Here is a 26,018-nt window from a genome sequence, read left to right as displayed (position 1 = left end):
AAGCCGAGAAGGGGGTTCCATGAGCGAGCGTCAGCGAGCGAGTCATCGGCTCAGTGCGTGGGTGTCTCGTGGCGGCACGCAGCGTAGCGGAGTGCCGACATGAGCGAGCGCTTGGCAGCGGTGGACGCCGCGCGGCGGCTGACGCCCCGGCTGGCCGCCCGCGCGGCCGAGCACGACCGGGACGGTTCGTTCCCGGTCGACGACTTCGCCGATCTCGGTGCGGCCGGGCTGTTCGGGCTGATGGTCCCCGCCGAGTTGGGCGGCACCGGCTCGACGTTCGCCGGGTACGCGGCCGTCGCCACCGAACTGGCCCGGGGCAACGGCGCCACGGCTCTGGTGTTCAACATGCACGCCTCGGTCACCGGCGCTCTGGGCGCGGTCACCGAGGAACTGGCCGAGGCGTTGGGCGTACCGGAGGAGGCGCTCGCCGCCCGCGACCGGTTGCTGCGGGCGGCGGCCGAGGGTGCGTGGTACGCGGTCGCGATGAGCGAACGCGGCGCCGGTGCCCGGCTGTCCCAGCTGACCACGGTCTACGAGCCGGTCGACGGCGGCTGGCGGATCAAGGGCAGCAAGACCTTCTGCTCGGGTGCCGGCCACGCCGACGGTTACCTGGTGGCGGCCCGCAGCGCGGCCGACCCGTCGGTGGTCTCGCAGTTCCTGGTCCCGGCCGGTGCGGGCCTGACCGTCGAGCCGACCTGGGACGCGCTCGGCATGCGCGCGACCGCCTCGCACGACCTGCACCTGGACGTCACCGTGCCCGCCGATCGGCTGCTCGGCGGGGTGGAGGGTCTGGCCCTGGTGGTCGCCCAGCTCATGCCGCACTGGCTGGTGGCCAGCTACGCCGCCGTCTACGTCGGGGTGGCGCAGGCGTCGATCGACGCGGCGGCGGAGCACCTGCACGCCCGGGGTCTGACGCACCTGCCGGCGGTCCGTGCCCGGTTGGGGCGGGCCGACGCGGCGGTGGCGGCGGCGCAGCTCGCGGTCGCCGAGGCGGCCCGTCGGGTGGACGAGGCGCCGGGCGACGCCGAGACGAACCGCTGGGTGTGGCGGGCCAAGCTGCTGGCCGGTACGACCGCGGCGGAGGTGGCCGCGTCCATGCTGGAGGCGGCCGGCACCTCCGCCACCCGGCGTGGTCACCCGTTGGAGCGCCTCTACCGGGACGCCCGTTGCGGGTCGCTGCACCCGGCCACCTCCGACGTCTGCGCCGACTGGTTGGGCATCGCCGCGCTCGGCGGCGACCCGGACCGTGACGGGTCGGCTCCTCGTTGGTGAGCGTGAGGAGCCCGAGCGAGCGGAAGGTGGGACGGTGACCGTACCGGTGATCGCGGGTGTGGGTACGGCTCATCCGCCCTCGGCCGACCAGCAGGAACTCTGGGAGAAGTTCTTCTCCCGGCACTATTCCGGCAGCACCCGCGCGCTCGCCGAACGGATCTTCGCGAACTCGGGGGTGACCCGCCGACAGGCGGCGGTGAGTCCGTTGATCGAGGACGTCTCGGACTGGCCGACCGAGCGGCGGATGCGCCGCTACCAGGTGGAGGCGTTGCCGCTGGGCAAGGAGGCGGTCGGCCGCGCGTTGACCTCGGCCGGCTTGGACGCCGGGGACGTCGGTCTCTTCGTGGTCTGCTCCTGCACTGGGTACGCCACGCCGGGGCTGGACATCCTGCTCGCTCGTGACCTGGGCATGTCCCCGACGACGCAGCGGATGTTCGTCGGCCACATGGGCTGTTACGCGGCCCTGCCCGGGTTGGGTGCGGCGAGTGACTTCGTGGTCTCCCGGGGACGCCCGGCGTTGCTGCTCTGCGCCGAGCTGACCAGCCTGCACCTGCAACCCTCCTCGGCCCGGGTGGACACCCAGCAGATCGTCTCCCACGCGCTCTTCTCGGACGCCGCGGTCGCCGCCGTGCTCGTCCCCGGTGGTCGGGGGTACGCGGTACGCGAGGTCACCTCGGTCACCGACACCTCCACGGCCGATCACATGACGTGGGACGTGACCGACACCGGCTTCCGGATGGGGCTCTCGCCGAAGGTGCCGCAGGTGCTGTCGACCCACGTACGCGGGCTGGTGGAGGATCTGTTGGCCCGGCACGGCACCACGGTGTCCGGGGTGGACGGCTGGGCGGTGCACCCGGGCGGCCCTCGCATCCTGAACGTGGTGGAGCGCGAACTGGAGCTGCCGCTGACCGGTTTGGCGGCGTCCCGGGCGACGCTGGACGAGCACGGCAACTGCTCGTCCCCGACGGTGCTGCTGATCCTCGACCGTCTGCTGCGGGCCGCGCCGTCACCGCGCCGGGTGGTGATGCTCGCCTTCGGACCCGGTCTGACTCTCTACGCGGTCCTGCTGGAACGTCATGTCTGACCGTTCGGGCGGCTACTCTTTAAAGATGAACGTCGATCCGGTTCACCGGCTGCGCGGCGCTCTGCTCGCCGGGCTCGGTGCGGTCGCGCTGGTGCTCGGGGGCTGGTGGTGGCAGGCGCAGGAGCCGACGCCGGGTGCCCCGGCGTCGATCGCTTCCGGCGACGGCCCGAGGTCGGCGACGACGTGGCGGATGGAACCCGGCACCAGGACCAGTGTCGTACTCGACGCACGAACCGGCGGCGTCGTCTCGGCGTCTCCCGGCGGCGGGTACGGGCCACCCGGCGGCACGGTGGACGCCTCGTCCAGTGCCGACCATCGGAGCTTACGGCGGGCGGAGGTCCGCAATGTGGTCTGGACCGAGCTGACGAAACTGACCGAGGGAGCGTCGGTGGTCCGACAGGCCCCGATCGGGTACGGGGAGACGTTCCGCCTCCGCTTCCGGTGCGTCGGGCCGGGAGATCTGTTGGTGACGGTCGACGGAGCGCGGGCGGCCGATCCGATCACGATCGGCTGCGACGGTGGGGCGGCCATGACGGAGGTCACCGGCACCGGCGGGCCGGTACGCATCTCGTTCTCCACCGCAGGTGCGGAGCCGTTGCAACTGGAGGCCCGCCTGATCGCCCCGTCCTGAGCCGTTCGAGCATCTACTCTTTCCGGCATGCGTGATGATCCCGTCCATCGGCTCCGAGGCGCCCTGCTCGCCGGTGTGGGCGTGGTGGCGCTCGTTGCCGGTGGCGGATGGTGGCAGGCGACCGCACCAAGCGTCGGCACCGGTGCCCGGTCGGCGTCGGACGGCTCCCCGCAGACGATCGAGTGGCCGGTGGATCCGTTCGTCGGTGGGAACCGGCAGAGCTCCGGTCCGGCCTCGGTCCGGCCCGGGGCGACGGCGTCGTTCTGGCTGGATCCGGCCACCGGCGCGGTGATCGGGATGGATCCGGCCGCCGGTTCCTCTCTCGTGCTCGAACCCCGCGACGGCACGAGACGTATGCTGGCCGGGGCCGGATCCGGCGACGTCAGCGCTCCGGAGACCGGAGAGTCGGGCCGGCGGCGAGCGGGCGGCGGCAACGTGGTGTGGATCGACCGGTCGGCGTTGCGGGCGGGCGAGCCCGTGGTCCGCACGGCTCGGGTCGGCGATGGCGACCAGTTGGCGCTGCTCGTCAGGTGCACCGGCTCGGGCGAGGTCAATGTCGCCGTGGACGGTGCCCGGGGGGCGCTCTACCCACACAGGGTCGAGTGCACGGGAGCGGTGTCGACGATCGGGATCACTGGCGCCGGTGGGCGGCTGCGGGTCACGTTCCATCCCGGCGACGCGGCGCGGGCTCAGCTGGTGGCCCGCCTGGTCGCTCAGTCCTGAGATCGGTCGTGCCCGCCGACCGGCGGCCGGTGCCGGAAGGGCCGGGTGTCGCGGTGGCGGGGTCGGGCCTGGCCGGGCGCTCGCGGTCCGGCTCGGCGGCGCGAGGTCAGCCCGCCAGGCGGGCGAGTTCGGCCTGGTAGTCGGCGAGGGAGTCGACCTCGGGCACGACCAGGACGACCCGGCCGGTGCGATCGGCGAGCAGGGCGGTCACGGTGTCCGGGCGGGCCGGCAGGTGCAGGAAGTCGCGGAGGCCACCAGCCGGGTCGGCCAGCGCGCGGACGTCGGTGCCGGCCGGTGCGGCCCGGGGGCGGGCGGAGGCGACGGTGACCACGCTCACTCCGGCCGGTGCCGCCGTCGCTGCCTCGGCGACCCGCTCCGGGCAGGCGCACCCGTCGACCAGCAGCACCACGGTCGGCACCAGGGCGCGCAGCGGCACCGGGGACTGACTGCCGTCGACCAGGTCCAGGGCGGGCAGTGGTCGTCCGGTGAGCCGGATCGGTGCCGGGTCGCCGGTGCCGGTGGTCGGACCGGGTGAGCGGCCGGCGCGGGGCCAGGTGGCGGCGGCCAGGCCGGCGACGGTCGCCACGACCGCGAGCAGCAGCGCGAGCACGGGCAAGGCGGACGGACGCCATCGGCGGGCGTTTCCGGCGGCCCTGCCACGCAGCTCGCGGCGTACCTGCTCGGCTTCGTCCGCGAGGGCGGCGGCGTCGTCGGGGACGACCACCCGGCCCCACTCGGGCGGCAGGTCGGGCAACCCGGGACCGTCGGCGTCGGCCTTGCCCATCACCACCTCCTCAGCGCGACCGGCGGTGGGGACCGCCCTGTCGCCGGTCGCTCTCGCCCGTCGCGGATGTGCATACGCGGGCACCCCTCAAGCGTCCCGTACCAGGCCCGGGTCCCGCTACCGCTGCCCACACTCTTCAACGGCGGGATATCATGGGGCGGGTGGCGTAGGCCCTGACGTGCAATGCCAGTCGTGATCTTCGATGCTCTTCCCCGGGCGGTGCCCGGGGGTCATCTGCTGATTACGCAGCGTGGTCGAATCATTGTTTGGGCGGTCTGTCAAGCCGAAGAAATACCTCTCACAGGGCCCCTGAGCTGCGCCAACGGTCAGGACAGCGGTGAGACATCGGTGCCTGAGCGTGTTACCCTAGACACAGCGAAAGGGGTTTCGAACCTATGGTTTTCAGTGTCGGCGAGACCGTTGTTTACCCCCACCACGGGGCCGCACTCATCGAGGCAATCGAGACTCGGGTCATCAAGGGCGAGCCCAAGCAGTACCTCGTCCTGAGGGTCGCGCAGGGTGACCTGACGGTCCGGGTGCCCGCTGAGAACGCCGAGATCGTGGGTGTGCGCGAGGTGGTCGGCGAAGAGGGTCTCGGCAAGGTGTTCGACGTTCTCCGGGCTCCGCACACCGAGGAGCCGACCAACTGGTCGCGGCGTTACAAGGCAAATCTGGAGAAGCTGGCCTCCGGTAACCCGCTGAAGGTGGCCGAGGTCGTGCGTGACCTGTGGCGCCGGGAGCGGGAGCGCGGGTTGTCCGCAGGCGAGAAGCGGATGCTCGCCAAGGCTCGCGACATTCTCGTCGGCGAGGTCGCGCTGGCCGAGAAGAGCACCAAGGACGAGGCGGAGACGCTGCTCGACAAGGTGCTGACCGAGGCCTAGTCCGCACAGCATCGTCGTACCCACTTCGTAGCGAAGAAACCATCGAGGACCGCGACGTGACCGCGCAGCTTAATCCGCGCGGTGACGTCGCGGTCCTCGTGCCTGCGGCCGGTGCCGGCGTACGCCTGGGGCCCGGCCGTCCGAAGGCACTCCGACTGCTGGCCGGCGAGCCGCTGCTGGTGCACGCGGTCCGTCGGCTCGCCGCCGCCGCGTCGGTGCACACCATCGTGGTGGCCGCCCCGGTCGCCGACGTCTCGGCGGTACGCGAACTGCTCGCCCCGGTCGCACCGGTCACGGTGGTGCCGGGCGGGGCGGAGCGGCAGGCGTCGGTCGCCGCCGCGCTGGCCGCCGTACCGGAGGGCCCCGAGATCGTCCTGGTGCACGACGCGGCCCGTGCGTTGACCCCGTCGGAGCTGGTGGAGTCGGTGGCCGCCGCAGTGCGGGACGGGCACGACGCGGTGATCCCCGTGCTGCCGGTGGTCGACACGATCAAGGAGGTCGACGCGGGCGAGGTGGTGCTCGGGACCGTCGACCGGGCCGCGTTGCGGGCCGTGCAGACGCCGCAGGGCTTTCGTCGGGCGGTGCTGGCCGCCGCGCACGCCGCCGCCGGTGACCCGCTCACCGACGACGCCGGGCTGGTCGAGAAGCAGGGCGTACCGGTGTACTGCGTACCCGGGTCGGACCACGCCCTGAAGATCACTCGGCCGTTCGACCTAGCGCTGGCCGAGCACCTGCTCTCCCTCGACGCCTAGGGCCTGTGTCGAAGTCCTCGGCTCGACCGAGGACTTCGACACAGGCCCTAGCGCGTACCCTCGGTTCATGATCGTTCCTCGGGTGGCCATCGGCACCGACGTGCACGCCTTCGAGGCCGGTCGGCCCTGCTGGGTGGCCGGTCTGCACTGGCCCGACCAGGACGGCCTGGCCGGGCACTCGGACGCGGACGTCGCCGCCCACGCCGCCTGCAACGCGCTGCTCTCCGCCGCCGGCCTCGGCGACCTGGGCGCCAACTTCGGAGTGGACCAGCCCGAGTGGGCGGGCGCCAGCGGCGTGGCGCTGCTCACCGAGTCGGCCCGTCGGGTGCGGGCCGCCGGTTTCGCCATCGGCAACGTGTCGGTGCAGGTCGTGGGCGTACGCCCGAAGATCGGCCCGCGTCGCGCGGAGGCCGAGCGGGTGCTCTCCGAGGCGGTCGGCGCACCGGTCACCGTCTCCGCCGCCACCACCGACGGGCTGGGCTTCACCGGGCGCGGTGAGGGGCTCGCCGGGATCGCGGTGGCCCTGGTCCACGAGCAGGCGAGCTAGGCTCGCGCGATGTCCGCCGACGTCCCCACCGATCCGCCCGCTGCCGACGGCTACCTGGAGCGCGCCACCCTCCTCGGCGAGCTGGGCCGCTACGACGAGGCCGCCGCCGAGCTGGGCTTCGCGCTCGCCCTCGACCCCGCCGCCGTCGACGTGTCGACGATGCTGGCCCGGGTGCACCTGGCCGCCGGCCGCCCGGCCGAGGCGCTCACCGCCGCCGAGACCGCCGTGGCAGCCGCGCCGGGGCAGCTCGCCCCACTCGTCGTGCGGGGCCTGGCCCTGGGCGACCTGGAACGGTACGCAGACGCCGCCCGTACCGCCGACGAGATCATGGCGCTGGGGCCGGAGGACGCGTACGCGCAGCGCAGCGCGGCGGCGATCCTGGCCGGCTCCCGCAACGGACAGCCGGCGCTGAACGCGGCCTGGCACGGGGTGGAGCTGGCGCCCGAGGAGCCGCAGGCACATCTGGTGCTCGGCCTGGTGGCGGCCAACATGCAGATGTACGACCTGGCCGAGCGCGCCTACCGGGAGGCGCTGCGGCTGGACCCACGGCTGGCCGAGGTGAGCGAGGACGTCGGTGTGCTGCGGTTGGAGCAGCGCCGGTGGAGCGCGACTCTGGAGCAGCTCGCGGAGGCGGCGGTGGCCAGCCTGCCGCCCGATTCGGGCCGCCGGGACGGGGCGCGGACCGACCCGAACCGGCCGGACACCGTCCCGGACGACCTGAGCGGTCTCGACCAGAGCCGGAACGACACCTCGGACGGGCCGAGACCGGGTCAGAGTGGGTCGGGCGGGCCGACGGCGGGTCAGAGCGGCCCGAGTTGGCCCAGCGGCGGCCTGAGCTGGCCCACGGCGGGTCAGAGCGGGACGGGTCGACCGGACGGCACGAGCGGGCCGGAAACGGGCCAGTCGGGCGGTCAGAGCGGGGCCGGCTGGCCGCTGGGTGGATCGGACCAGGGTGGCACGAGCCAGGCCGGGGCGGGCGCTGGTCGGTCCGCCGACGGGCGGGACGAGCCGCCGACCTGGCCGTCCGAGAGCGGGTCGGCCGGCGGGTACCAGGGTGATCCCTTCGCCGCGCCGGGCGACGCGGGTCCGGCCGGTCCGGTCGCCGACCGTACCGTGCCGGCGGCGTTGCGGCAGCTCGTCGTCTGGGGCGCCGGCTGGTCGGTGATCGCCGCCGTGATGGTCGCCTGTTCGGCCGCCACCGGGCCCGGCTTCTCCCGCATGATGGCGCTGCTGGCCGCAGCCGGCGGCGGCTTCGTGGTGTGGCGGCAGGCGTCGCGGCTGCCCGGCCTGACCCGGACCGTGCTGCCGGTGCTGCGGCGTACCGACCGGACGCTCGCTTTCGCCGTCTACGGGGCCTGCGTGGCGCCGGTGCTGATCCTGCTCTACGCCCTGCTGGGCACCCCGTGGCCGCTGGTGCTGGCGATCGGGGTGGCGATGGCCGCGCAGCTCGCGATCATCACCCGACCGGTCGCCTGACCGGCCGGGTGACGCGCCTGGTTCAGGGCCGGCGTGCCCAGGTCCAGGCGTACGCCTCGTCCTCGCATTCGCTCGCCGCGTCGCACAGGTCGAGTGGCCGGAAGGTGTCGACCATGACCGCCAATTCGTCGAAGAAGTCCACGCCGACGGAGCGCTCGGCCGCGCCGGGCTGGGGACCGTGCGTGAAGCCGGACGGGTGCAGCGAGATGGATCCCTGCTCGATGCCGGAGCCGCGCCGGGCCTCGTAGTTGCCGCCGGTGTAGAAGAGCATCTCGTCGGAGTCGACGTTGTGGTGGTGGTACGGCACCGGGATGGCGCCCGGGTGGTAGTCGACCTTGCGCGGGACGAACGAGCAGATCACGAAGTTCGGCCCCTGGAAGGTCTGGTGCACCGGTGGCGGCTGGTGGATCCGGCCGGTGATCGGCTCGAAGTCGTGGATGGAGAACGCCCACGGGTACATGTGCCCGTCCCAGCCGACCACGTCGAACGGGTGGTTGGCGAAGACGTGGCGGGTCCACCCGCGACGGTGACGGACCAGCACGTCCACGTCGGTGCCGTCGACCAGCAGCGGCGTGTCCGGTCCCCGGACGTCGCGCTCGCAGTACGGCGAGTGCTCCAGGAACTGCCCGCGTACGGAGAGGTAGCGCTTGGGCGGGCCGATGTGACCGGACGCCTCGACGGCGAGCAACCGGGTCGGCGTGTCACCGGTCGGCACCAGGCGGTGCACCGTCGAGGTCGGGATGATCACGTAGTCGCCGGCGGTCACGTCCAGCACACCGAAGGTCGACTCGACCCGCAGCGCCCCGGACTCGACGTACAGGCAGTGGTCGCCGGTGGCGTCGCGGAAGAGCGGGGAGGGCCGGTCGGCCAGCACGTACGCGATCCGGACGTCGTCGTTGGCGAGCAGGTAGCGCCGACCGAGGACCGGGTCCGCCCCGGTGCCGTCGAGCTTGTGGGTCCGCAGGTGCCGGGGCTTGAGCGGCAGGTTGGGCGCCCGGGTCACCGCCGGTGGGGTGAACTCCTCGGCGGCGACGATCGCGGTCGGCGCGTACCGGTGGTAGAGCAGGGACGAGTCGGAGGAGAAGCCCTCCTGGCCCATCAGCTCCTCGGTGTAGAGACTGCCGTCGGGCTGCCGGAACTGGGTGTGGCGCTTCCGTGGCACCTCGCCGACGCTGCGGTAGTACGGCATCTCGCCTCCCGTCACCAGCGCGTCCGATAATCGGACGCTGTTGTCCGCTTCTTAGAGCGTCCCGTACATTCTTGTCTCGTGTCAACGCAGCTGCCCGCGCTCGTCACCGGACTGGTCGACGACGCCGCCGTCTTCCCGCCGGGCAGCGCGTCGCTGCCCGATGCCCTCGCCGCCCACCGGCAGCACCGCGCCGCCTGGTACGCCGACCTCGTCGGCCCGCTGCTGCTGCCGGCCTCGACCGTGACGGCAGGCGAGTTGGACGGCCTGGTCGATCCCGGCCTCGCCATCGGGTTGATCGGCGACACCGGTCTCGACCACCTGCCGCTTGCGCTGTCGTGCCTGCCTCCGCTCGGCGTGACCGCCCGGCAGGTCGAGGCGCCCGTCGCCCGGCGCGGCGAGGACCCGCAGCCCGGCCTGGCCGAGCTGGTGACGCTGACCGAACGGCTGGACGGCGTACCCGTCTACGCCGAGATCCCGCTGACCTTCGGGCTGATGGGGGCGCTGGACGCGCTGGCCGAGGCGCGGGCCGCTGGACTGCCGGTCGCCGCGAAGTTCCGCACCGGCGGGCTGGCCGCCGAGCTGTTCCCCACCCCCGCCGAGCTGGCCGCGGTGATCTGCGCGTGCCGGGACCGACGGCTGCCGTTCAAGCTGACCGCCGGGCTGCACCACGCGGTGCGGCAGGTGGATCCGGAGACCGGATTCACCCACCACGGTTTCGGCAACGTGCTGGCCGCCACGCTGGCCGCCGCCGACGGCGCCGGGGTGGACGCCGTCGCCGAACTGCTCACCGTGCGCGACGAGCGCCCGCTGGTCCAGGGCACCGAGGGGCGACGCGACTCGGCGCGCCCGCTCTGGGTGGGCTTCGGCTCGTGCAGCATTACCGAACCACTGACCGACCTGATCCGGCTCGGGCTGGTGAACGGAGGATTCGAGGGATGAGCGAGTGGGCACGGTGGAACGGAGGGTCGGCGTGAGCTGGGTGACGGGTGCCGAGGGTTCCGGGTACGGGCTGCACCACCTGCCGTACGGGGTGTTCCGGGTGGGCTCCGGCGAGCCCCGGATCGGCGTACGCGTCGGGGACCTCGTGCTGGACCTGGCGGGCGCGGAGGAGGCCGGCCTGGTGCTGGCCGGCGGCGCGCTGCGGCAGTCCACGCTGAACGCGTTCCTGGCGCTGGGCCGCCCGCAGTGGACCACCGCCCGACAGCGGATCACCGAGCTGCTCACCGAGGAGACCCACCGTGCGGCGGTCGAGCCGCTGCTGGTGCCGGTGGCCGAGGTGACGATGGAGCTGCCCTTCGAGGTGGCCGACTACGTCGACTTCTATTCCTCGGAGCACCACGCCTCGAACGTCGGGCTGATCTTCCGGCCGGGCCAGCCGCCGCTGCTGCCGAACTGGAAGCACCTGCCGATCGGCTACCACGGCCGGGCCGGCACGGTGGTGGTCTCCGGCACCCCGGTGGTACGCCCGCACGGCCAGCGGCCCGGTCCGCAGGGGCCGGTCTACGGCCCGTCCGCGCGCCTGGACATCGAGGCCGAGGTCGGGTTCGTGGTGGGCGTGCCGAGCCCGCTCGGACGCCGGGTCGCCGCCGCCGACTTCGCCGACCACGTCTTCGGGGTGGTGCTGGTCAACGACTGGTCGGCTCGGGACATCCAGGCGTGGGAGTACCAGCCGCTCGGGCCCTTCCTCGGCAAGTCGTTCGCCACCTCGGTGGCCGCCTGGATCACGCCGCTAGACGCGCTGCGAGACGCCTTCGTACCCGCCCCGGAGCAGGACCCGCCGGTGGTCGACTACCTGCGCGAGGAGTCGCGCCTGGGGCTGGACCTGCGGCTGACCGTGCGCTGGAACGGCGAGGCGGTCAGCGAGCCGCCGTTCGCCAGCATGTACTGGACGCCGGCCCAGCAGTTGGCGCACCTGACCGTCAACGGCGCCTCGCTGCGTACCGGCGACCTGTACGCCTCCGGCACCGTCTCCGGCCCGCGCCGGGATCAGGTCGGCTCGTTCCTGGAGCTCACCTGGGGCGGCACCGAGCCGGTCGTGGTGGACGGAGCGGAGCGGACCTTCCTCGCCGACGGGGACACGGTGACCATCACCGCGACCGCTCCCGGACCGGACGGCAGCACCATCGAGTTGGGTGAGGTGACCGGCACGGTCACGCCCGCGAACTGACCCCAACCCGACACTATTCCTTGATCGCACGCGATGTGCGATCGAGGACCGTCACCGACTTCGTTGATGACTCGGAATTGCGTCGCCACGACGCGCCGGGCCGGCCGGTGCCCCCCGTTCCGGTCGGCCCGGCCCCGGCTGGCGACACGTCACAAACCGAGGAGATGACGATGCGCGAACTCGTGGGCGCGGTCTGGCGCACCAGCAGCCGCTCGAACGACCAGGGTCTCTGTGTGGAGGTGGCCGACAACCTGGCCCGTGTCCACGGTGTGGTGGGCATACGCGACTCCAAGGACCAGGCCGGGCCGGTCCTCGTGGTCAGCCCGCCGGACTGGACGTCGTTCGTCGGCGCGATCCGGAACGGGCGCTTCACCCGCTGACACCACAGGCCGTGTCCCACGAGTGCCGTACCGCTCTCGTGGGACACGGCCGTTCCCGTGCCGCACCGGCCCGGTAGCGGTGGGCGTGCCGCCCGTACCTCCGGGGCCGTGCCCCGGCGCACTCAGCCCGGCTGGATAGGGTGCCGGTCGGAGGTGCGGGATGGGGTGGACGACGGGCCGGCGGCGGATCGTGGCGGTGGTGTCCGTGGCTGTCATGGTCGCGGTCACCGCGATCACCGCGTACCGCGTACTCGCTCCGGCCGAGGTCAGCACGACTGCGCGGGGCGAGTATCCGGCCGCCGCCGAGCGGGAGGCCGGGGTGGTAGGCCGGCTGCCGGTGGCGCCGCTGATCGTCGACGGTCGCCTCCGCGTGTACGCGGCACAGCGTCAGGTATACGCCGACGGGCCGGTGGACGCCCGGCACCGGGGCACGCCGTACTGGTCGTACCGGCGCTGGCCCGCCGAGGTGAGCGGGGTCGTCGCGACCGGAACCACGGTGGTGAGTCACTGGTCGGACGGGAAGCTGGTGGCGCTGGACGCGCGTACCGGACAGGTGGCCTGGCAGGTCGACGGCCCGGCACCCGCGCAGGGGTGGACCGCGCGCCGCACCGGCGCCGGTGCGGTCTGGAGCCCGGCGGGCCTGTTCCACGCCGAAGCCGGCGACTCGCCGACGCTCGTGGTGTCCGGGCCGCAGCGACTCGCCGCCTTCGCGTTCGACGACGGCCGGCAACTCTGGTCGACGGAGGTGGACGGCGCTTGCCGCACCGACGTCGGCACCACCTCGACCGGCCGATTCGCCTCGCTGGACCGGTGCGGTGGTCCGGCGGTGGTCGAGTTCCGCGACCTGCGCAGCGGTGAGCCGGTGGACCGGTGGGAGCCGCCGGGTGCCGCCGCCGAGTGGAGCGTGACGCCGGTCGGGTGCCTCACCGAGGGCGTGCGCTGCGGTGGTCTACGTGTCACCGGCCCCGGCGACGACGAGGGGCGAGGCTGGCTGCTGGCCGCCGACGGCCCGGTGGCCGCACCCGCACTCGATCCGGCCGATGCCGAGTTGACCGGCGAGTGGGTCGTCCGGGCGGCGGACGGCGCGGTCACCGGACGGTCCGCCCGTGACGGCGAGGGCGGCGAGGAGGTCTGGCGGCGTACCGACCTCGGGCCGGTCCGGATCGTGGCGGTCCAACCCGACCGGGTGCACCTGATCACCGAGACGAACGACCTGATCACCGTCGACCCGGCCACCGGAGCCGAGCGGTCCCGCTTCGTGCTGAACGTGGGGGCCGACGGGGTGGGCTGGACGCCCGGGGCGGCGTACGCGAGCGGTGGCTACCTGGCGGTGGAGCGGCTCCGGCAGCCGTCCGCATCGGACGCCGACGACCAGCGCTACTTCCTCACCTCGGAGCCGCTGGTGCTGGCGGCGACCTAGGAGCTAGCGAGTCTCGGGCAAATCGGACAAAAGTTACGTATGCTCTCGGTGGGCTTCCGGGCCGGTCCGCTGGGGGATGGCGGATCGGCCCGGCACCGCTCGTGGCTCAGCCCAGCGCGGACTCGGCGGCGGCCAGGAAGGCGTCGTTCTCCTCCGGCGTACCGATGGTCACCCGCACCCCGTCGCCCGCGAACGGCCGGACGATCACGCCCCGCGACTCGCAGGCCTTGCCGAACGCCAGCGCCTGGTCGCCCAACGGCAGCCAGACGAAGTTCGCCTGGCTGGTGGGCACGTCCGGGACGAGCTTGCGCAGCGCCTCGGTGACCCGGTCCCGCTCGGCCACCACCAGCGCGCACCGCCGCTGCACCTCGTCCGCCTGGGCCAACGCGGCCAGCGCGCCCGCCTGCGCCGCCATGCTCGTCGAGAACGGCGTGACGACCTTGCGGACCGCCGCCGCCACCTGCGGCTGTGCGACGAGGAAGCCGATCCGCAGACCGGCCAGGCCCCACGCCTTGGACAGGGTGCGCAGCACCGCCACGTTCGGCCGGTCGGCATAGGTCAGCCCGTCCGGCACCTCCGGGTCGGTGACGAACTCCCGGTACGCCTCGTCGATGACCACCAGCACGTCGTCCGGCACCGCGTCCAGGAAGCGGTCCAGCTCGGCCCGGCGTACCGCGGTGCCGGTCGGGTTGTTCGGGTTGCAGACCAGGATCATCCGCGTCCGGTCGGTCACCGCCGTGGCCATCGCGGACAGGTCGTGCCCGTGCCCGGCCTCGTTGGGCACCTGCACGCTGGTCGCGCCGCTGGTCGCCGCGATGATCGGGTACGCCTCGAACGACCGCCACGAGTAGACCAGCTCGTCACCGGGCAGGCAGGTGGTCCGAACCAGGTGCTCGGCCAGCGCCACCGAGCCGCAGCCGGTCGCGATGCGATCCGGGTCCACGTCGTACCGGTCGGCCAGTGCCTGACGCAGCGCGACGACGCCCATGTCCGGGTAGCGGTGCACACCGGCGACCGCCTCGGCGACCGCCTCCACGACCCCGGGGAGCGGGCCGTACGGCACCTCGTTGCTGGCCAGCTTGATGGCCTCGGGTAGACCCAGCTCGCGGGCCAGGTCGGCCGGGCTGCGTCCGGGTACGTAGTTGGGCAGTGCGTCCAGGTCGGCGCGGGTCAGCCGGGGTGTCGGCCGTCGTCCGGTGTCGGTCATGGGGTGTCTCCCGATGTGTCTGCACGGTCGTCAGGGGTGCGGGGAAGCTGGACCACCACGGTCTGTGCCCGCTTGTCGTGCAGGGCCTGCCGTAGCGGATGGTCGAAGAGCGGCGAGAGCGCGTCGATCAACTGGAGCAGCAGGCCGAGGCCGCAGCAGTACCAGAGCAGGGTGGGCAGGCCGAGGGTGTTCCACCGGCGCAGGGCCCGAGCGAAGCCCAGCGGCGCGTCGGCCTCGACCGGCACCGCCTTGACCCGGAGCAGCCGCTTGCCGAAGGTCTGTCCGTTGGCCGCCATGGCCGGGACCTCGTACGCCAACCACAGCGCGGTGGCGAGCAGCAGGATCACCACCACCAGCGAGCCGGCCTGGTCACCCGCCGGGGGCAGCGGGTCGGTGGTGCGGTCCTGCGCCTCCACCCGCCGCCAGAACTCGTTGAGCGGTGTGGCGTACTCCTGCACCAGCCAATAGACGAAGATCCCGTTGACGAACACGTTGAGCAGGAAGACGATGCCGAAGTCGATCAGCCGGGCGCCGAAGCGGGCACCGAACGAGGCCAGCGGCAGCCCGTGCGGCCGGGGCGGAGGTGGCTGACCGGGCCAGGTCGGATACGGCCAACCCGGCGGCGGCCCCGAACCGGGTGGCCAGCCCGGCTGCTGTCCGGGGTGGCCGCCGTGCTGTCCGGGGTGGCCGCCGAGTTGGCCCGGCGGTGGTCCGGGCGTGCCGCCGGGCTGGCCGGGCCAGGTGGTGGGCTGGCCGGGAGTGCCGGTGGGCTGGCCGGGCCAGGTGGTCGGCGGGCCCGGCTCGGTGGGCGTGCCGGTCGGCGCGGCGGCCCCGGCGGCCGGGGTCGCCGGCTCGGGTTCGGGCGTCGGCTCGGGTTCCGGTGGGGGTGGGCCCTCGGGTGGGGTGGCGTCCACCGGGATGGGCGCGCCGATCCAACCCTCACCGTCCCAGTACCTGCGGGTCTCGGGGTCGGCGGGGTCGACGTACCAACCGGGTGCCACGCTCACGTCGCGGCCTCGCTGCGCTCGTTCACCTCGACACCTTAACGACGACGGTCCCGGCGAACTTGTCGTGGAGGCACTGCTGCCAGGGCTTGTCCCACAACTGCCAGAGCCCGTCGATGTAACTGCCACCCGGCACCAGGGACCCGCCGACGAACTGCACGAGGTACCGCTTGCCGGCCGCCCGGCGGTCCAGGGTGTGCGTCGGGTCGAGCATCACCACCCGCAGGTTCATCACCCGCTTGCCGACGCTCTGCCCGCCGTTCCGGATCAGGTACTCCACGTGGTAGACCCAGTACAGCCCGAACATCGCCACGAAGAGACCGGCCTGGAGCAGCAGGAACGGCAGCAGGAAGTCGGTGACCATGGTCCCCGGATCCGGCTCGACCAGGGTGCCGTCCGGGTTGGTCCGGGTCAACGTGCTGAGCATCCGGAACCAGACGAAGAGGAAGGCCGGCACGAACAGCACCATCAGCACCGCACCGGCGATCAGCGCGTCGATCAGGTACGCGACCAGCCGGTCGCCGAAACCGGCCAGCGGTTGCCCGCCCGGCCCGAGTACCGGTGGCACCACGCCCGGCGCCCAGCCCGGCGGCGGCGGTTGTCCGTGCGGACCCGACCAGCCCGCGCCCGGCGGCTGCTGCGGTCCAGGCGGACCCGACCACCCGGGCGGTGGCGGATAGCCGGGTGGCGAGTGGCCCGATGGCGAGTGGCCCGGTGGTGCGTACTGGGGCGGAATCGGATGCGGCGGGCCGAGGGGCGGCGGTGCGCCGCCGGCCGGGGGCGTAGGCCCACCGGCCGGCGACGGGTGCACGGGAGGCTGGGTCACGCTGGACAGTGTTACAGGTTGCCGCGCTTGTCCTGCTCCCGCTCGATCGCCTCGAAGAGCGCCTTGAAGTTGCCCTTGCCGAAACCGAGCGAGCCGTGCCGCTCGATCAGCTCGAAGAAGACGGTCGGCCGGTCCTGCACCGGCTTGGTGAAGATCTGGAGCAGGTAGCCGTCCTCGTCCCGGTCGACCAGGATCTTGCGGGACTTCAGCTCCTCGATCGGTACCCGGACCTCGCCGATCCGGGCCCGCAGCTCCGGGTCGTCGTAGTACGAGTCCGGGGTCTCCAGGAAGTCGACCCCGGCGGCGCGCATCGCGTCGACGCTGGCCAGGATGTCGTTGGTGGCGACGGCGATGTGCTGCGCGCCCGGACCCTGATAGAACTCCAGGTACTCGTCGATCTGCGACTTCTTCCGGGCGATCGCCGGCTCGTTGAGCGGGAACTTCACCTTGCGGGTGCCGTTCGCGACGACCTTGCTCATCAGCGCCGAGTAGTCGGTGGCGATGTCATCGCCGACGAACTCCGCCATGTTGGTGAAGCCCATCACCCGCCGGTAGAACTCCACCCACTCGTCCATCCGGCCCAGCTCCACGTTGCCGACCACGTGGTCGACCGCCTGGAAGAACCGCTTGGGCTGCACCCCGGCGTCGATCATCGGCTGCCGGTCCACGATCGGCTTACGGGCGACGAAACCGGGCAGGAACGGGCCGGTGTACCGGGAGCGGTCGACCAGGGTGTGCCGGGTGTCGCCGTAGGTGGCGATGGCGGCCAGCCGTACCGTCCCGTGCTCGTCGGTGACGTCGTGCGGCTCGGCCAGCCCGGTCGCGCCCTGCGCGGTGGCGTGCGCGTACGCGGCGTCCACGTCCGGCACCTCCAGCGCGATGTCCGAGACACCGTCACTGTGCCGGGCGACGTGCTCGGTGCCGGTGGCGTCCGGGCGTACCGCCCCGGTGAGCACGAACCGGGCCGAGCCGCTGGTCAACACGTACTCGGCGTGGTCCCGGTAGCCCTGCTCCGGGCCCCGGTACGCCACACAGGTCATGCCGAACGCGGTGGAGTAGTAGTGCGCGGCCTGCTTGGCGTTGCCCACCAGGAAGCGCACGTGGTCCATGCCCTTGACCGGGAACGGGTCCTTGCTGGTGTCGTGGTCGACGGCGCCGACGAGGGCGTCGATGTCGACCTCTTCGGTCGACTGGGGTCGGTCGATCGCCTGGGTCATGGTGGCCTCCCTTGCGTACCGGCCGGCCTCGTGGGCCGACGGGGTCGTCTGCTGCTGCGAGCATCGCGGTGACCGGGCTGACTGGGCAACACACTCCTGCTCTGCTGGTCAGGTTGCGCAAACGGTATGGTGTTCACGCATGAACCCTGGTCAGGTTGTACAGCTCGACGCGTTGGACGCCAGACTGATCGAGTTGCTCGCCGAGGAACCCCGCATCGGTGTGCTGGAGTGTTCCCGCCGACTCCAGGTCGCCCGGGGCACCGTCCAGGCCAGGTTGGACAAGCTGGTCGGCCGGGGCGTGATCGCCGGCTTCGGGCCGGACCTCGGGCCCGCCGCCCTCGGCTTCACGGTGACCAGCTTCGTCACGCTGGAGATCAGCCAGCGGCTCGGGCACGACCCGGTAACCCGCCACCTCGCGGCGATCCCCGAGGTGCTGGAGGCGCACACCATCACCGGCTCGGGCGACGTGCTCTGCCGCATCGTGGCCCGGTCCAACACCGACCTGCAGCGGGTGATCGACCAGATCGTGGCGTACGAGGGGATCACCCGCGCCTCGACGATTATCGCCCTCGCCGAGCAGATCCCCTACCGCGTCCTCCCTCTGGTCCGCTCCGCCGTCGCCTGAAGGCCGTCGTCCGGCGGGTCGTAGCGCCGCGCCGGGGGTGCTGTGTAAGGAGGGGTCCTCTGCTAACGCCTGGTGCATAGCAGGGGACCCCTCCTAACATCCGGGCTGGACGCGGCGGACGCGGTGGACGTGGCGGTGCGGGAGCGTCAGCGTTCGGCTAGGGCGTCGCCGAGCGGGGTGCGTCGGTAGCGGACGGCGCGACCGGAACGTACCCGGCTGACCAGGCCCGCCTCGCGCAGCACGGTCAGGTGGTCACCGACCCCGCCCAGGCTCAGCCCGAGTTGGGCGACGAGCTGACTGGTGGTGGCGGGCAGCGCGAGCGCTCGCAACACCGCCGCCCGCGACCGCCCGACCAGGCGGTCCAGCACGTCGTCCGGGCGGCCCGGATCGGGTGGCCCGAGCAGTTCCGCCGCACCGTAGGCCGGGTAGACGATCGCGAACGGCCAGGGCGGTTCGAGGTATTTGATCAGGATGCCGAAGACGGTGGGGACGAAGAGCAGACCCCGCCCGGCCAAGGAATGCGTCTCCTCCTGGTGCGGGTCGTCGACCTCGATGGTGCCTACGTCGCCGCCGGGCACCCAGCGCAACCGGGGGTCCAGGTCCGCGACCGCCGCCCCCCAGCCGTACGCGAGCAGTCGACCGGCCCGGTGCAGCAGGTCGCGTTCCAGGACCGCCCGCAGGCGGGGCCAGTCCGGCTGTACGAGTGTCGTCCAGGCCGCCTCGATCGCGTCCGCGAGCAGGTCCACCACGTTCGGCGACCGGTAGATCCGGCGGGCGTACTCGGGTGGTGTGGTGTGCGGGGCGACGAGGTTGCGGGCCAGCTCGTCGCGGGCCTGGGCGAGCGGGGTGGCCCGGACCACCGCCAGCTCGTCGGCGAAGTCCTGGGCGGTGTCGGCCGGTGGCGGATGGATGAAGTCGGCGTTGTAGCCGCCCCGGCGCATCAGCGCCAGCAGCGCGCCCACCTCCGGCAGCTCGCGCCGCAGCCGCTCGTACACCGGCCGTTGCCGGGCCACCCAGGGGGTGAGCCCGGGGGCGGTGTTCAGCCCGGCCAGCAGCCGCAGCGCGGAGACCGTCTCACCCAGCGGCGAGACGGCGAACCGGCTCGCGGCCAGGTCAGCCGGGGTCACCTCGATGCGCATGCCACGACCTTTCGCTCCCTGGCGAAAGGATAGAACCGGACGGGCCGTACCACGAAGCTTGCCGGCGTGAACAGCACCAGTACCACCGCAGCTCAGGCGGCTGCCGACCGGCCGGCGACGTTCCGGGACGTCTTCGCCGTCGCCGAGTTCCGGGTGATCTTCGCCAGCTTCGGCGTCTTCATGATCGGCGAGACGGTGAAGATGCTCGCCCTGTCCGTGCTGGTCTACGAGCGCACCGGATCCGGCCTGCTGGCCGCCCTGGCGTACGTGACCGGGTTCCTGCCGCACGCCCTCGGCGGGGTGTTCCTGCTGGCGCTGGCCGACCGGTGGCCGGCCCGGGCCATGATGGTCGGCTACGACCTGCTGCGGATGGTCATGGTGGCGGTACTCGCCGTCGGGGTGATGTCCCCGTCGGCCATGCTCGGGCTGGTCGCGGTGGTGGCCCTGTTCGGCCCGGTCAGCAACGCCGCCCGCACCGCGCTGTTGCCCGAGGTGCTGCACGGCGACGCGTACGTGCTGGGGCGCTCGCTGCTCTCGGTCGCCGCCGGCGGGACCCAGGTCGCCGGTTTCGCGGTCGGCGGACTGCTGCTCGGGCTGGTCGGCCCGTACGGTGCGCTCTGGTTGACCGCGGTGACCTGCGGGCTCTCGGCGCTGCTGGTACGGGTCGGTCTCACCCGACGCCCGGCCCGCGTCAAGTACGCCCCGACGACCGACACGCCGGCGCGCGGGGCGGTACGCGAGACGTTGCGCGTCAACCGGACGCTGCTCGCCGATCGCCGGATCCGGGGACTGCTGCTCGCCCAGTGGCTGCCCGGCTCGCTGCTGGTGGGCGCGGAGGGGGTGGCCGTGCCGTACGCGGCCGACCTGGGGCCGGGGGCCAGCGCGGGCGTACTCCTGATGGCCGGCGCGGGCGGCATGCTCGTCGGTGACCTGCTGGTGGGGCGGTTCGTGGCACCGGCCCGGCGGGAACGCTGGACACCCTGGCTCGCGTTGCTGCTCGGCGTACCGATGCTCGCGTTCGTGGCCCGGCCGTCGCTGGTGCCGGCGGCGGCCCTGTTCGCGGTGGCCACCGCGGGCTTCGCCTATCAGCTCGGGTTGGCCCGGCGGTTCCTCGACGCGGTGCCCGAGGGGCGGCGTGGGCAGGCGTTCGGGCTGGTCAGCACCGGCATGATGGCGATGCAGGGGTTGGCTGCGGCGGGCGCGGGGGCGCTCAGCGAGGTGCTCGCGCCGGGCATCGTGATGGCGCTGGCCGGTGCCGCGTCGGCCACGGCGACGCTGATCCTGTGGCCGGTGCTCGCCCCGAGCGGCCGCACGCGTCGGGTCGCCGCGTGAGATGTAGCCGCGTTCGGTCGTCGTGTGAGGTCGTCGTGTGAGGGCGGTGCGTGAGGTTAGGAAGGGACCCTTTTACCACCGGAGGCGTTAGAAAGGGTCCCTTCCTTTCACGACACGCGGGGCGGTACGGGCGGTTCAGGGCGCGGGTGGCTACCGTGATCCGGTGGCGAAGGGCAGCGGGCTCGGCGTACGTGGCTGGCTGTTGCTCGGACTGGCCACGGTGGTGGCGCTCGCCGCCACCGGCGTCTGGAACCCGTTCCCGACCATGTGGGACTGGGTGAACCGACGACAGCCCATCTCCTCCCCGGACGTGCAGTGGCAGCAGCGCATCGGGGGCACCCCGCGCAGCGTCACGATTGCCGGCGAGGCGGTGATCGTCGAGCAGCGCACCCGGGTCGAGGCCCGCAGCCTGGCCACCGGCTCCCAGCTCTGGGAACGCAAGGCCGACTGGAGCGCGGTGGCCGGCGTCGGCCCGGAGTCCGTCGTCGCCGTGGGCAAGCTGCTGGTCAAGGGATACGAGGTCCTCGACCCGAGCACCGGCGTGACGCGACGACGTGACGACGACGCGGTGGCCGTCTGGACGTACCGGAACATGCTGCTCGACGCGCGGTGCGTGGAGGCCACCGACTGCACGCTGAGCGCCTGGGACCCGCGCGGCTCCGCCCCGATCTGGACCGCGTTCCTGCCCGGAGTCAGCAGCGGCCTGCTCGCCGACAACCCGAACCTGCTGGACACCCGTCGACTCGGCACCAACCGCATCCACGAGGAGGTGGCCGGCCCGGAGTCGGTGCCGCCGCTGCTCGGGTTCCCGGTCGACGGCCGGGTGCACGTGGTCGACACCGCCACCGGCCGGGTGCTCCAGAACGTGGAGCCCGGCCGGGACGAGCGGCTGGCGGTGATCGGTGGGCGCCTGCTGCACATCGCCGCCCGCTCGCAGGACGGCAACTGCTACTTCGCCATCACCGGCCGCGATCCGGCCACCGGCCAGGAGGCGTGGCGGCGGTCGGGGATCAACCTGCGGACCGCCGACAGTGCGGGCTGCGTGCAGCGGGAGGACCCGTACGGTGCCCGCAACGTGCTGATCGGGGTCGCGCCCGACGGCCGGGAGACGGTTCTCGACGGCTACGACGGTCGGCTGCTGCTGGTGGCCGCCGAGGGGGAGCGGGTGCTGGCCGTCGACGACCGGTACGGCGTGGTGCGGACCGCCGACGGGGACACCGTCTCCAGCCGGGAACTCGGCACCGACCGGACCCGGTGGAACCGGCCCACCGGGGAGAAGACGGGTGCCGCGCTGACCCCGTACGCGGCCGTACTCACCGACGAGAAGCCCAACCGGCTGGTGGCGCTCGACCCGCGTACCGGTCGGGAACTGGCCGTGCTGCGGACCTCCGCCAACGCCCTCGCCGTCGGCCCCGCCGGCATGGTGATCGGCGAGGGCCGAGAGATCGGGTACGTCCGCTTCGGCGCCACGGGCGACCCGGCGCGCGACGGTGACGGGGGAGTGCCGGGTCCCGCCGGCACCGGACAGGTGCCGCAGCCCCAGGAGAGTTGCGGCCCCAAGAACGAACTCTGCGCCGCCCCCGATCCCGGCAAGTGAGCCGGTCACCGGGGCGGATGAGTGCGACGCCCCACCACCCCACCCGGCGGGTGGGACTGATCGACCCTTCTGCCCTAGGCTTTGCCGTCATGAGCAGTGCCGTGGACTTCTCGTACGCCCCCCTGCTGCCGACCGGTCCCGACCAGACGGAGTACCGCCTGATCACCGACGAGGGCGTCGACGTCGTCAACGGGCCCGGTGGTCGGCGGTTCCTCACCGTGGATCCGGCTGCGCTGACCGCGTTGACCGCCGAGGCGATGCATGACATCGCGCACTTCCTGCGTCCGGCGCACCTGGCCCAGTTGCGGGCGATCGTCGACGACCCGCAGGCGTCGCCGAACGACCGGTTCGTGGCGCTCGACCTGCTGCGCAACGCCAACATCGCGGCCGGCGGGGTGCTGCCGATGTGCCAGGACACCGGCACCGCGATCGTGATGGGCAAGCGCGGCCGGCACGTACTCACCGACGGCAGCGACGCCGAGGCGATCTCGCGGGGCGTGTGGCAGGCGTACACGCGGTTGAACCTGCGCTACTCCCAGCTCGCCCCGCTCACCATGTGGGAGGAGCGCAACACCGGCAGCAACCTCCCGGCCCAGGTGGATCTGTACGCGGAGGACCCGGACGGGCACCCGGACGCGTACAAGTTCCTGTTCATGGCCAAGGGGGGCGGCTCGGCCAACAAGTCGTACCTCTATCAGGAGACGAAGGCGCTGCTGAACCCGACGCGGATGATGCAGTTCCTGGACGAGAAGCTGCGGCTGATCGGCACCTCGGCCTGCCCGCCGTACCACCTGGCGGTGGTGATCGGCGGCACCAGCGCCGAGTACGCCCTGAAGACCGCCAAGTACGCCAGCGCCAAGTACCTCGACGCGCTGCCCACCTCCGGCTCGATGACCGCGCACGGCTTCCGGGACCTGGAGTTGGAGGCCGAGGTGCTGGAGCTGACCCGCAACTTCGGCATCGGCGCGCAGTTCGGTGGGCGGTACTTCTGCCACGACGTGCGAGTGGTGCGGCTGCCCCGGCACGGCGCGTCCTGCCCGGTGGCGATCGCGGTGTCCTGCTCGGCCGACCGTCAGGCGGTTGCGAAGATCACCCCGTCGGGTGTGTGGCTGGAGCGACTCGAAACCGACCCGGCCCGCTATCTGCCCGAGGTCACCGAGGGGCAGTTGGACGCCACCGAGGTGGTCCGCGTCGACCTGACCCGCCCGATGGACGAGATCCGCGCCGAGCTGTCGAAGTACCCGGTGAAGACGCGTCTGTCGCTGACCGGCCCGCTGGTGGTGGCCCGCGACATCGCGCACGCGAAGATCGCCGAGCGGCTGGACGCGGGCGAGTCGATGCCGCAGTACCTCCGTGACCACGCCGTCTACTACGCCGGTCCGGCGAAGACCCCGGAGGGGTACGCCTCCGGCTCGTTCGGCCCGACCACGGCCGGGCGGATGGACGCTTACGTGGAGAAGTTCCAGGCGGCCGGCGGCTCGATGGTGATGCTCGCCAAGGGCAACCGGTCGACCCAGGTGACCCGCTCCTGCGAGCAGCACGGCGGTTTCTACCTGGGCTCGATCGGTGGACCGGCGGCCCGGCTCGCCCAGGACTGCATCAAGCACGTCGAGGTCCTGGAGTACGCGGAGCTCGGCATGGAGGCGGTCTGGAAGATCGAGGTGGAGGACTTCCCGGCCTTCATCGTGGTCGACGACAAGGGCAACGACTTCTTCGCCGAGGTGACCAAGCCGGTCCTCAGCATCGGTCGCCGCTGAGCGTTTCGGCCACCCGATCAACCGCACTGCGACGACGAGTCCTCGGCTTGTTGCCGAGGGCTCGCCTGCCGCGTTTAGTAGGGCGTCTCGTATTCGTACAGCGCCGTCACACCCTCTCCCTGGTCGAGATCGGAGAGGGTCAATCGCTCCACGAGGATCATGACGCGCTGGCCGGTGGAGCCACTGCCAGCATCGAGCCGTACCTCGACCGTCTCCGTCTTCGGTAGCTCACGCGGGTGGATCGCCAGGATCGTCACGAGTTCTGCCTTCCGCTCGAATGTGTGGGAAGGACTCAGGCCAGCGCGGCGGCGCGCTCCCGGCGGGACAACTCGGGGCTGTGGTGTTACTTGGGCAGCAGACGTTCGGGGCTGGGCTGGTCGGTGGCCTCGAACATCCGAGGGCGTTCTCCGCCCGGCCGATGACCGGGCTCTTGCCGGGCGGGTGTGTGGTTCGTCCGGCGGAGCCGAGCCGGGGAGACTGTTCACGGTCGGATCTCCCTTGTCCAATCAAGGTCCCGGGCTGGCGTATCAGCGCCGCCCGGGACCGACTGCAAGGTCTCCCATCACCTTTGGGCCAACGCCCACCGCTGAGCAAAGTAAGAAGCTCAGTTGACTTCTTGTGTCACTGAGTTTTGGATGAACTAGGATGTGATATCGTTGCGTTTGACGAGGAGGTGACGCATGCCATCGATCGAGATTGACGATGACACAGACCGGTACCTGTCCTTTGCTGCCGAGATCGCGGGTCTCAGCAAAGGACAGATCGTTGCGAAGTTGGTAGTGGACGCGCGTTCTCGCCTCAGGGCGCCACTGCCGGAGCGCGGCGACCGAGAGGAGCCGAAGGCCGTACGGGTCTACGCCGACTACGCCGGCCACCGCACCTATGCCTCTTTCGTGCCCGGCCCCGGGCGGATGGAAATCACCTCCGGGCCCCTGGCCGGGCAGGTCTTCAAGACTCCGAGCCAGGCGGCTCGGGCGATCGTCGGTCATCACAAGCCGGAGGTCAGTCCGCATCGCAACGGCTGGAGCTTCTTTCTGATCGAGGACAGCAACGTACCTCTCCAGAGCCTTCGGCACCGCTAAGGGTGGCGTGGGCATATAAATCCTCGTAGATGAGGCCCAGGAGCGTGGCCTGATCGTGGCCGCCGTTGCGGTAAGTCCCCGTGATCGATGGCTGCTTGGTGCGTTAGGCCATCACCCGCAAAAAAACGGCCCCCGAAGGGGCCGTTCCTGCCGTATCTCTCGGCGTCGTATACGGCCACCATACACCAGCCAGGGAACCATGAGGGGTGAACGTGGGCACAGTCGCCGCCTACATCGACGGCTTCAACCTGTACTACGGCATGAAGAGCAAGTACGGCCGGAAGCACATGTGGCTCGACGTCGTCGAACTCGTTCGCCAGCTCAGGTCCAAGGACACTGTCGCTTCGGTGCACTACTTCACCGCCATCGTCAAGAACGAACCCGCAGCTGCGCAGAATCAGACCAACTACATCGAAGCTATGAAGATCCGTAATGGGGCAGCGCTCACAGTGCACCTCGGACGCTTCAAAGAGCGCACCACCCGGGACTGTCGGCGTTGCGGCCAGAGCTACACCTGCGGCTGCGGCCGCCCCTACAAGAGCTACGAGGAGAAGGGCACCGACGTAGCCCTTGGTGCCACGATGGTCGCCGATGCGGCTCTCCGGGTCGCTGACATCACCTTGTTGATCAGCGCTGACACTGATCTTGCTCCTGCCCTGGAGACCGTCAAACAGGTCAACCCTGCACAACTGATCTACCTCGCGATGCCACCCGGGAACACCCGAGCGTCCAGCCACCTCACCAGCATCGGCAACATAGGCCAGTTCTTCATCAGGGAACGGGCCCTTCGCAGCGCCCAACTACCCGGCATCGTCGCCGATCCTGTGACCGGACGAAGCTATACCCGCCCCAGCAAGTGGATCTAGCTGTGCTTCCGCTATTTGCCGAGGCCTGCTGGGTGCGACCGGGGCGGGGCATGCATGACG

Annotated in this window: 25 protein-coding genes and 1 pseudogene; 18 read left to right on the top strand and 8 right to left on the bottom strand. The window is 71.9% G+C overall.

Annotation, left to right across the window (positions count from 1 at the left end):
* Nucleotides 1-99: 99 nt before the first annotated feature.
* The 4 genes from ACIBO1_RS06875 to ACIBO1_RS06860 are packed head-to-tail and all read left to right on the top strand — an operon-like array spanning nt 100 to nt 3,710.
* On the top strand, nt 100-1,272 hold the full coding sequence (locus ACIBO1_RS06875; RefSeq protein WP_396742128.1) for an acyl-CoA dehydrogenase family protein: 1,173 nt from the start codon (nt 100-102) through the stop codon (nt 1,270-1,272).
* 34 nt (nt 1,273-1,306) lie between these two features.
* A complete protein-coding gene (locus ACIBO1_RS06870) occupies nt 1,307-2,356 on the top strand; it encodes a type III polyketide synthase (RefSeq protein ID WP_396742126.1) in 1,050 nt (349 codons plus the stop codon).
* Between the two features lie 25 nt (nt 2,357-2,381).
* Entirely contained in the window at nt 2,382-2,987 is a 606-nt protein-coding gene (locus ACIBO1_RS06865) for a hypothetical protein (protein WP_396742124.1), read from the top strand.
* A 27-nt stretch (nt 2,988-3,014) separates the two neighbouring features.
* The gene (locus tag ACIBO1_RS06860; protein WP_396742122.1) at nt 3,015-3,710 is read left to right on the top strand and encodes a hypothetical protein; all 696 of its coding nucleotides are present in this window, start codon (nt 3,015-3,017) and stop codon (nt 3,708-3,710) included.
* Nucleotides 3,711-3,816: 106 nt separating this feature from the next.
* Here ACIBO1_RS06860 and ACIBO1_RS06855 read toward each other — a convergent pair whose 3' ends face one another.
* Entirely contained in the window at nt 3,817-4,494 is a 678-nt protein-coding gene (locus tag ACIBO1_RS06855) for a hypothetical protein (RefSeq protein ID WP_396742120.1), read from the bottom strand.
* Between the two features lie 395 nt (nt 4,495-4,889).
* Between ACIBO1_RS06855 and ACIBO1_RS06850 the strand changes: the two genes are divergently transcribed.
* The 4 genes and pseudogenes from ACIBO1_RS06850 to ACIBO1_RS06835 all read left to right on the top strand — a co-directional run.
* Nucleotides 4,890-5,375 (top strand): CarD family transcriptional regulator, encoded by a 486-nt coding sequence (locus ACIBO1_RS06850; RefSeq protein WP_007073334.1) that lies wholly within the window; start codon nt 4,890-4,892, stop codon nt 5,373-5,375.
* A 56-nt stretch (nt 5,376-5,431) separates the two neighbouring features.
* Nucleotides 5,432-6,127: a 2-C-methyl-D-erythritol 4-phosphate cytidylyltransferase gene (gene ispD / locus ACIBO1_RS06845; RefSeq protein WP_396742118.1), complete on the top strand. Its 696-nt coding sequence runs from the start codon at nt 5,432-5,434 to the stop codon at nt 6,125-6,127.
* Nucleotides 6,128-6,194: 67 nt separating this feature from the next.
* Entirely contained in the window at nt 6,195-6,674 is a 480-nt protein-coding gene (gene ispF, locus ACIBO1_RS06840) for a 2-C-methyl-D-erythritol 2,4-cyclodiphosphate synthase (protein ID WP_131057666.1), read from the top strand.
* 9 nt (nt 6,675-6,683) lie between these two features.
* A pseudogene (locus ACIBO1_RS06835) lies at nt 6,684-7,358 on the top strand (tetratricopeptide repeat protein); the annotation flags it as partial.
* An 814-nt stretch (nt 7,359-8,172) separates the two neighbouring features.
* Here ACIBO1_RS06835 and ACIBO1_RS06830 read toward each other — a convergent pair.
* Nucleotides 8,173-9,339 carry a homogentisate 1,2-dioxygenase gene (locus ACIBO1_RS06830; protein WP_396742115.1) on the bottom strand — a complete coding sequence of 389 codons (1,167 nt, stop codon included), beginning with the start codon at nt 9,337-9,339 and terminating at the stop codon, nt 8,173-8,175.
* Nucleotides 9,340-9,417: 78 nt separating this feature from the next.
* Between ACIBO1_RS06830 and ACIBO1_RS06825 the strand changes: the two genes are divergently transcribed.
* The 4 genes from ACIBO1_RS06825 to ACIBO1_RS06810 all read left to right on the top strand — a co-directional run bounded on the left by ACIBO1_RS06825 (nt 9,418) and on the right by ACIBO1_RS06810 (nt 13,306).
* Nucleotides 9,418-10,278 carry a hypothetical protein gene (locus ACIBO1_RS06825; protein ID WP_396742113.1) on the top strand — a complete coding sequence of 287 codons (861 nt, stop codon included), beginning with the start codon at nt 9,418-9,420 and terminating at the stop codon, nt 10,276-10,278.
* Between the two features lie 31 nt (nt 10,279-10,309).
* Nucleotides 10,310-11,506 (top strand): fumarylacetoacetase, encoded by a 1,197-nt coding sequence (gene fahA, locus ACIBO1_RS06820; protein ID WP_396742111.1) that lies wholly within the window; start codon nt 10,310-10,312, stop codon nt 11,504-11,506.
* A 170-nt stretch (nt 11,507-11,676) separates the two neighbouring features.
* Nucleotides 11,677-11,886 carry a DUF397 domain-containing protein gene (locus tag ACIBO1_RS06815; RefSeq protein ID WP_396742109.1) on the top strand — a complete coding sequence of 70 codons (210 nt, stop codon included), beginning with the start codon at nt 11,677-11,679 and terminating at the stop codon, nt 11,884-11,886.
* A gap of 160 nt (nt 11,887-12,046) precedes the next feature.
* A complete protein-coding gene (locus ACIBO1_RS06810) occupies nt 12,047-13,306 on the top strand; it encodes a PQQ-binding-like beta-propeller repeat protein (protein WP_396742107.1) in 1,260 nt (419 codons plus the stop codon).
* A 106-nt stretch (nt 13,307-13,412) separates the two neighbouring features.
* Here ACIBO1_RS06810 and hisC read toward each other — a convergent pair whose 3' ends face one another.
* The 4 genes from hisC to hppD form a co-directional block, all read right to left on the bottom strand.
* Entirely contained in the window at nt 13,413-14,513 is a 1,101-nt protein-coding gene (gene hisC / locus ACIBO1_RS06805) for a histidinol-phosphate transaminase (RefSeq protein WP_396742105.1), read from the bottom strand.
* Nucleotides 14,510-15,520, bottom strand: coding sequence for an RDD family protein (locus tag ACIBO1_RS06800; protein ID WP_396742103.1), 1,011 nt, complete (start codon nt 15,518-15,520; stop codon nt 14,510-14,512). Before ACIBO1_RS06800 ends, hisC begins: the two co-directional genes overlap by 4 nt.
* A gap of 22 nt (nt 15,521-15,542) precedes the next feature.
* Nucleotides 15,543-16,088 (bottom strand): RDD family protein, encoded by a 546-nt coding sequence (locus ACIBO1_RS06795; protein ID WP_396742101.1) that lies wholly within the window; start codon nt 16,086-16,088, stop codon nt 15,543-15,545.
* 266 nt (nt 16,089-16,354) lie between these two features.
* Entirely contained in the window at nt 16,355-17,560 is a 1,206-nt protein-coding gene (hppD, locus tag ACIBO1_RS06790) for a 4-hydroxyphenylpyruvate dioxygenase (protein ID WP_396742099.1), read from the bottom strand.
* A gap of 139 nt (nt 17,561-17,699) precedes the next feature.
* On the opposite strand from hppD, the gene ACIBO1_RS06785 reads away from it, so the two are divergent.
* A complete protein-coding gene (locus ACIBO1_RS06785; protein WP_117229056.1) occupies nt 17,700-18,185 on the top strand; it encodes an Lrp/AsnC family transcriptional regulator in 486 nt (161 codons plus the stop codon).
* Between the two features lie 146 nt (nt 18,186-18,331).
* On the opposite strand, the gene ACIBO1_RS06780 is transcribed toward ACIBO1_RS06785, so the two are convergent.
* The gene (locus ACIBO1_RS06780) at nt 18,332-19,324 is read right to left on the bottom strand and encodes a DUF5937 family protein (protein WP_396742096.1); all 993 of its coding nucleotides are present in this window, start codon (nt 19,322-19,324) and stop codon (nt 18,332-18,334) included.
* Nucleotides 19,325-19,390: 66 nt separating this feature from the next.
* Between ACIBO1_RS06780 and ACIBO1_RS06775 the strand changes: the two genes are divergently transcribed.
* The 3 genes from ACIBO1_RS06775 (at nt 19,391) to ACIBO1_RS06765 (ending at nt 24,010) form a co-directional block, all read left to right on the top strand.
* Nucleotides 19,391-20,656: an MFS transporter gene (locus ACIBO1_RS06775; protein ID WP_396742094.1), complete on the top strand. Its 1,266-nt coding sequence runs from the start codon at nt 19,391-19,393 to the stop codon at nt 20,654-20,656.
* Between the two features lie 163 nt (nt 20,657-20,819).
* On the top strand, nt 20,820-22,253 hold the full coding sequence (locus tag ACIBO1_RS06770; protein ID WP_396742092.1) for a PQQ-binding-like beta-propeller repeat protein: 1,434 nt from the start codon (nt 20,820-20,822) through the stop codon (nt 22,251-22,253).
* 89 nt (nt 22,254-22,342) lie between these two features.
* Nucleotides 22,343-24,010, top strand: a complete 1,668-nt coding sequence (locus tag ACIBO1_RS06765) for a fumarate hydratase (protein WP_396742090.1) — start codon at nt 22,343-22,345, stop codon at nt 24,008-24,010.
* Between the two features lie 74 nt (nt 24,011-24,084).
* Here ACIBO1_RS06765 and ACIBO1_RS06760 read toward each other — a convergent pair whose 3' ends face one another.
* Entirely contained in the window at nt 24,085-24,267 is a 183-nt protein-coding gene (locus ACIBO1_RS06760; protein ID WP_396742088.1) for a hypothetical protein, read from the bottom strand.
* Between the two features lie 423 nt (nt 24,268-24,690).
* On the opposite strand from ACIBO1_RS06760, the gene ACIBO1_RS06755 reads away from it, so the two are divergent.
* Both ACIBO1_RS06755 and ACIBO1_RS06750 read left to right on the top strand, forming a co-directional pair.
* Entirely contained in the window at nt 24,691-25,092 is a 402-nt protein-coding gene (locus ACIBO1_RS06755; RefSeq protein WP_396742086.1) for a hypothetical protein, read from the top strand.
* A gap of 212 nt (nt 25,093-25,304) precedes the next feature.
* Nucleotides 25,305-25,958, top strand: a complete 654-nt coding sequence (locus ACIBO1_RS06750) for an NYN domain-containing protein (protein WP_396742084.1) — start codon at nt 25,305-25,307, stop codon at nt 25,956-25,958.
* The last annotated feature ends 60 nt before the right edge of the window (nt 25,959-26,018 follow it).

The organism is Micromonospora sp. NPDC049903 (assembly GCF_044460945.1).
Lineage (GTDB): Bacteria > Actinomycetota > Actinomycetes > Mycobacteriales > Micromonosporaceae > Micromonospora.
Note: the sequence above shows the minus strand (reverse complement) of the source record. Positions and strands in the feature narration are given on the sequence as shown.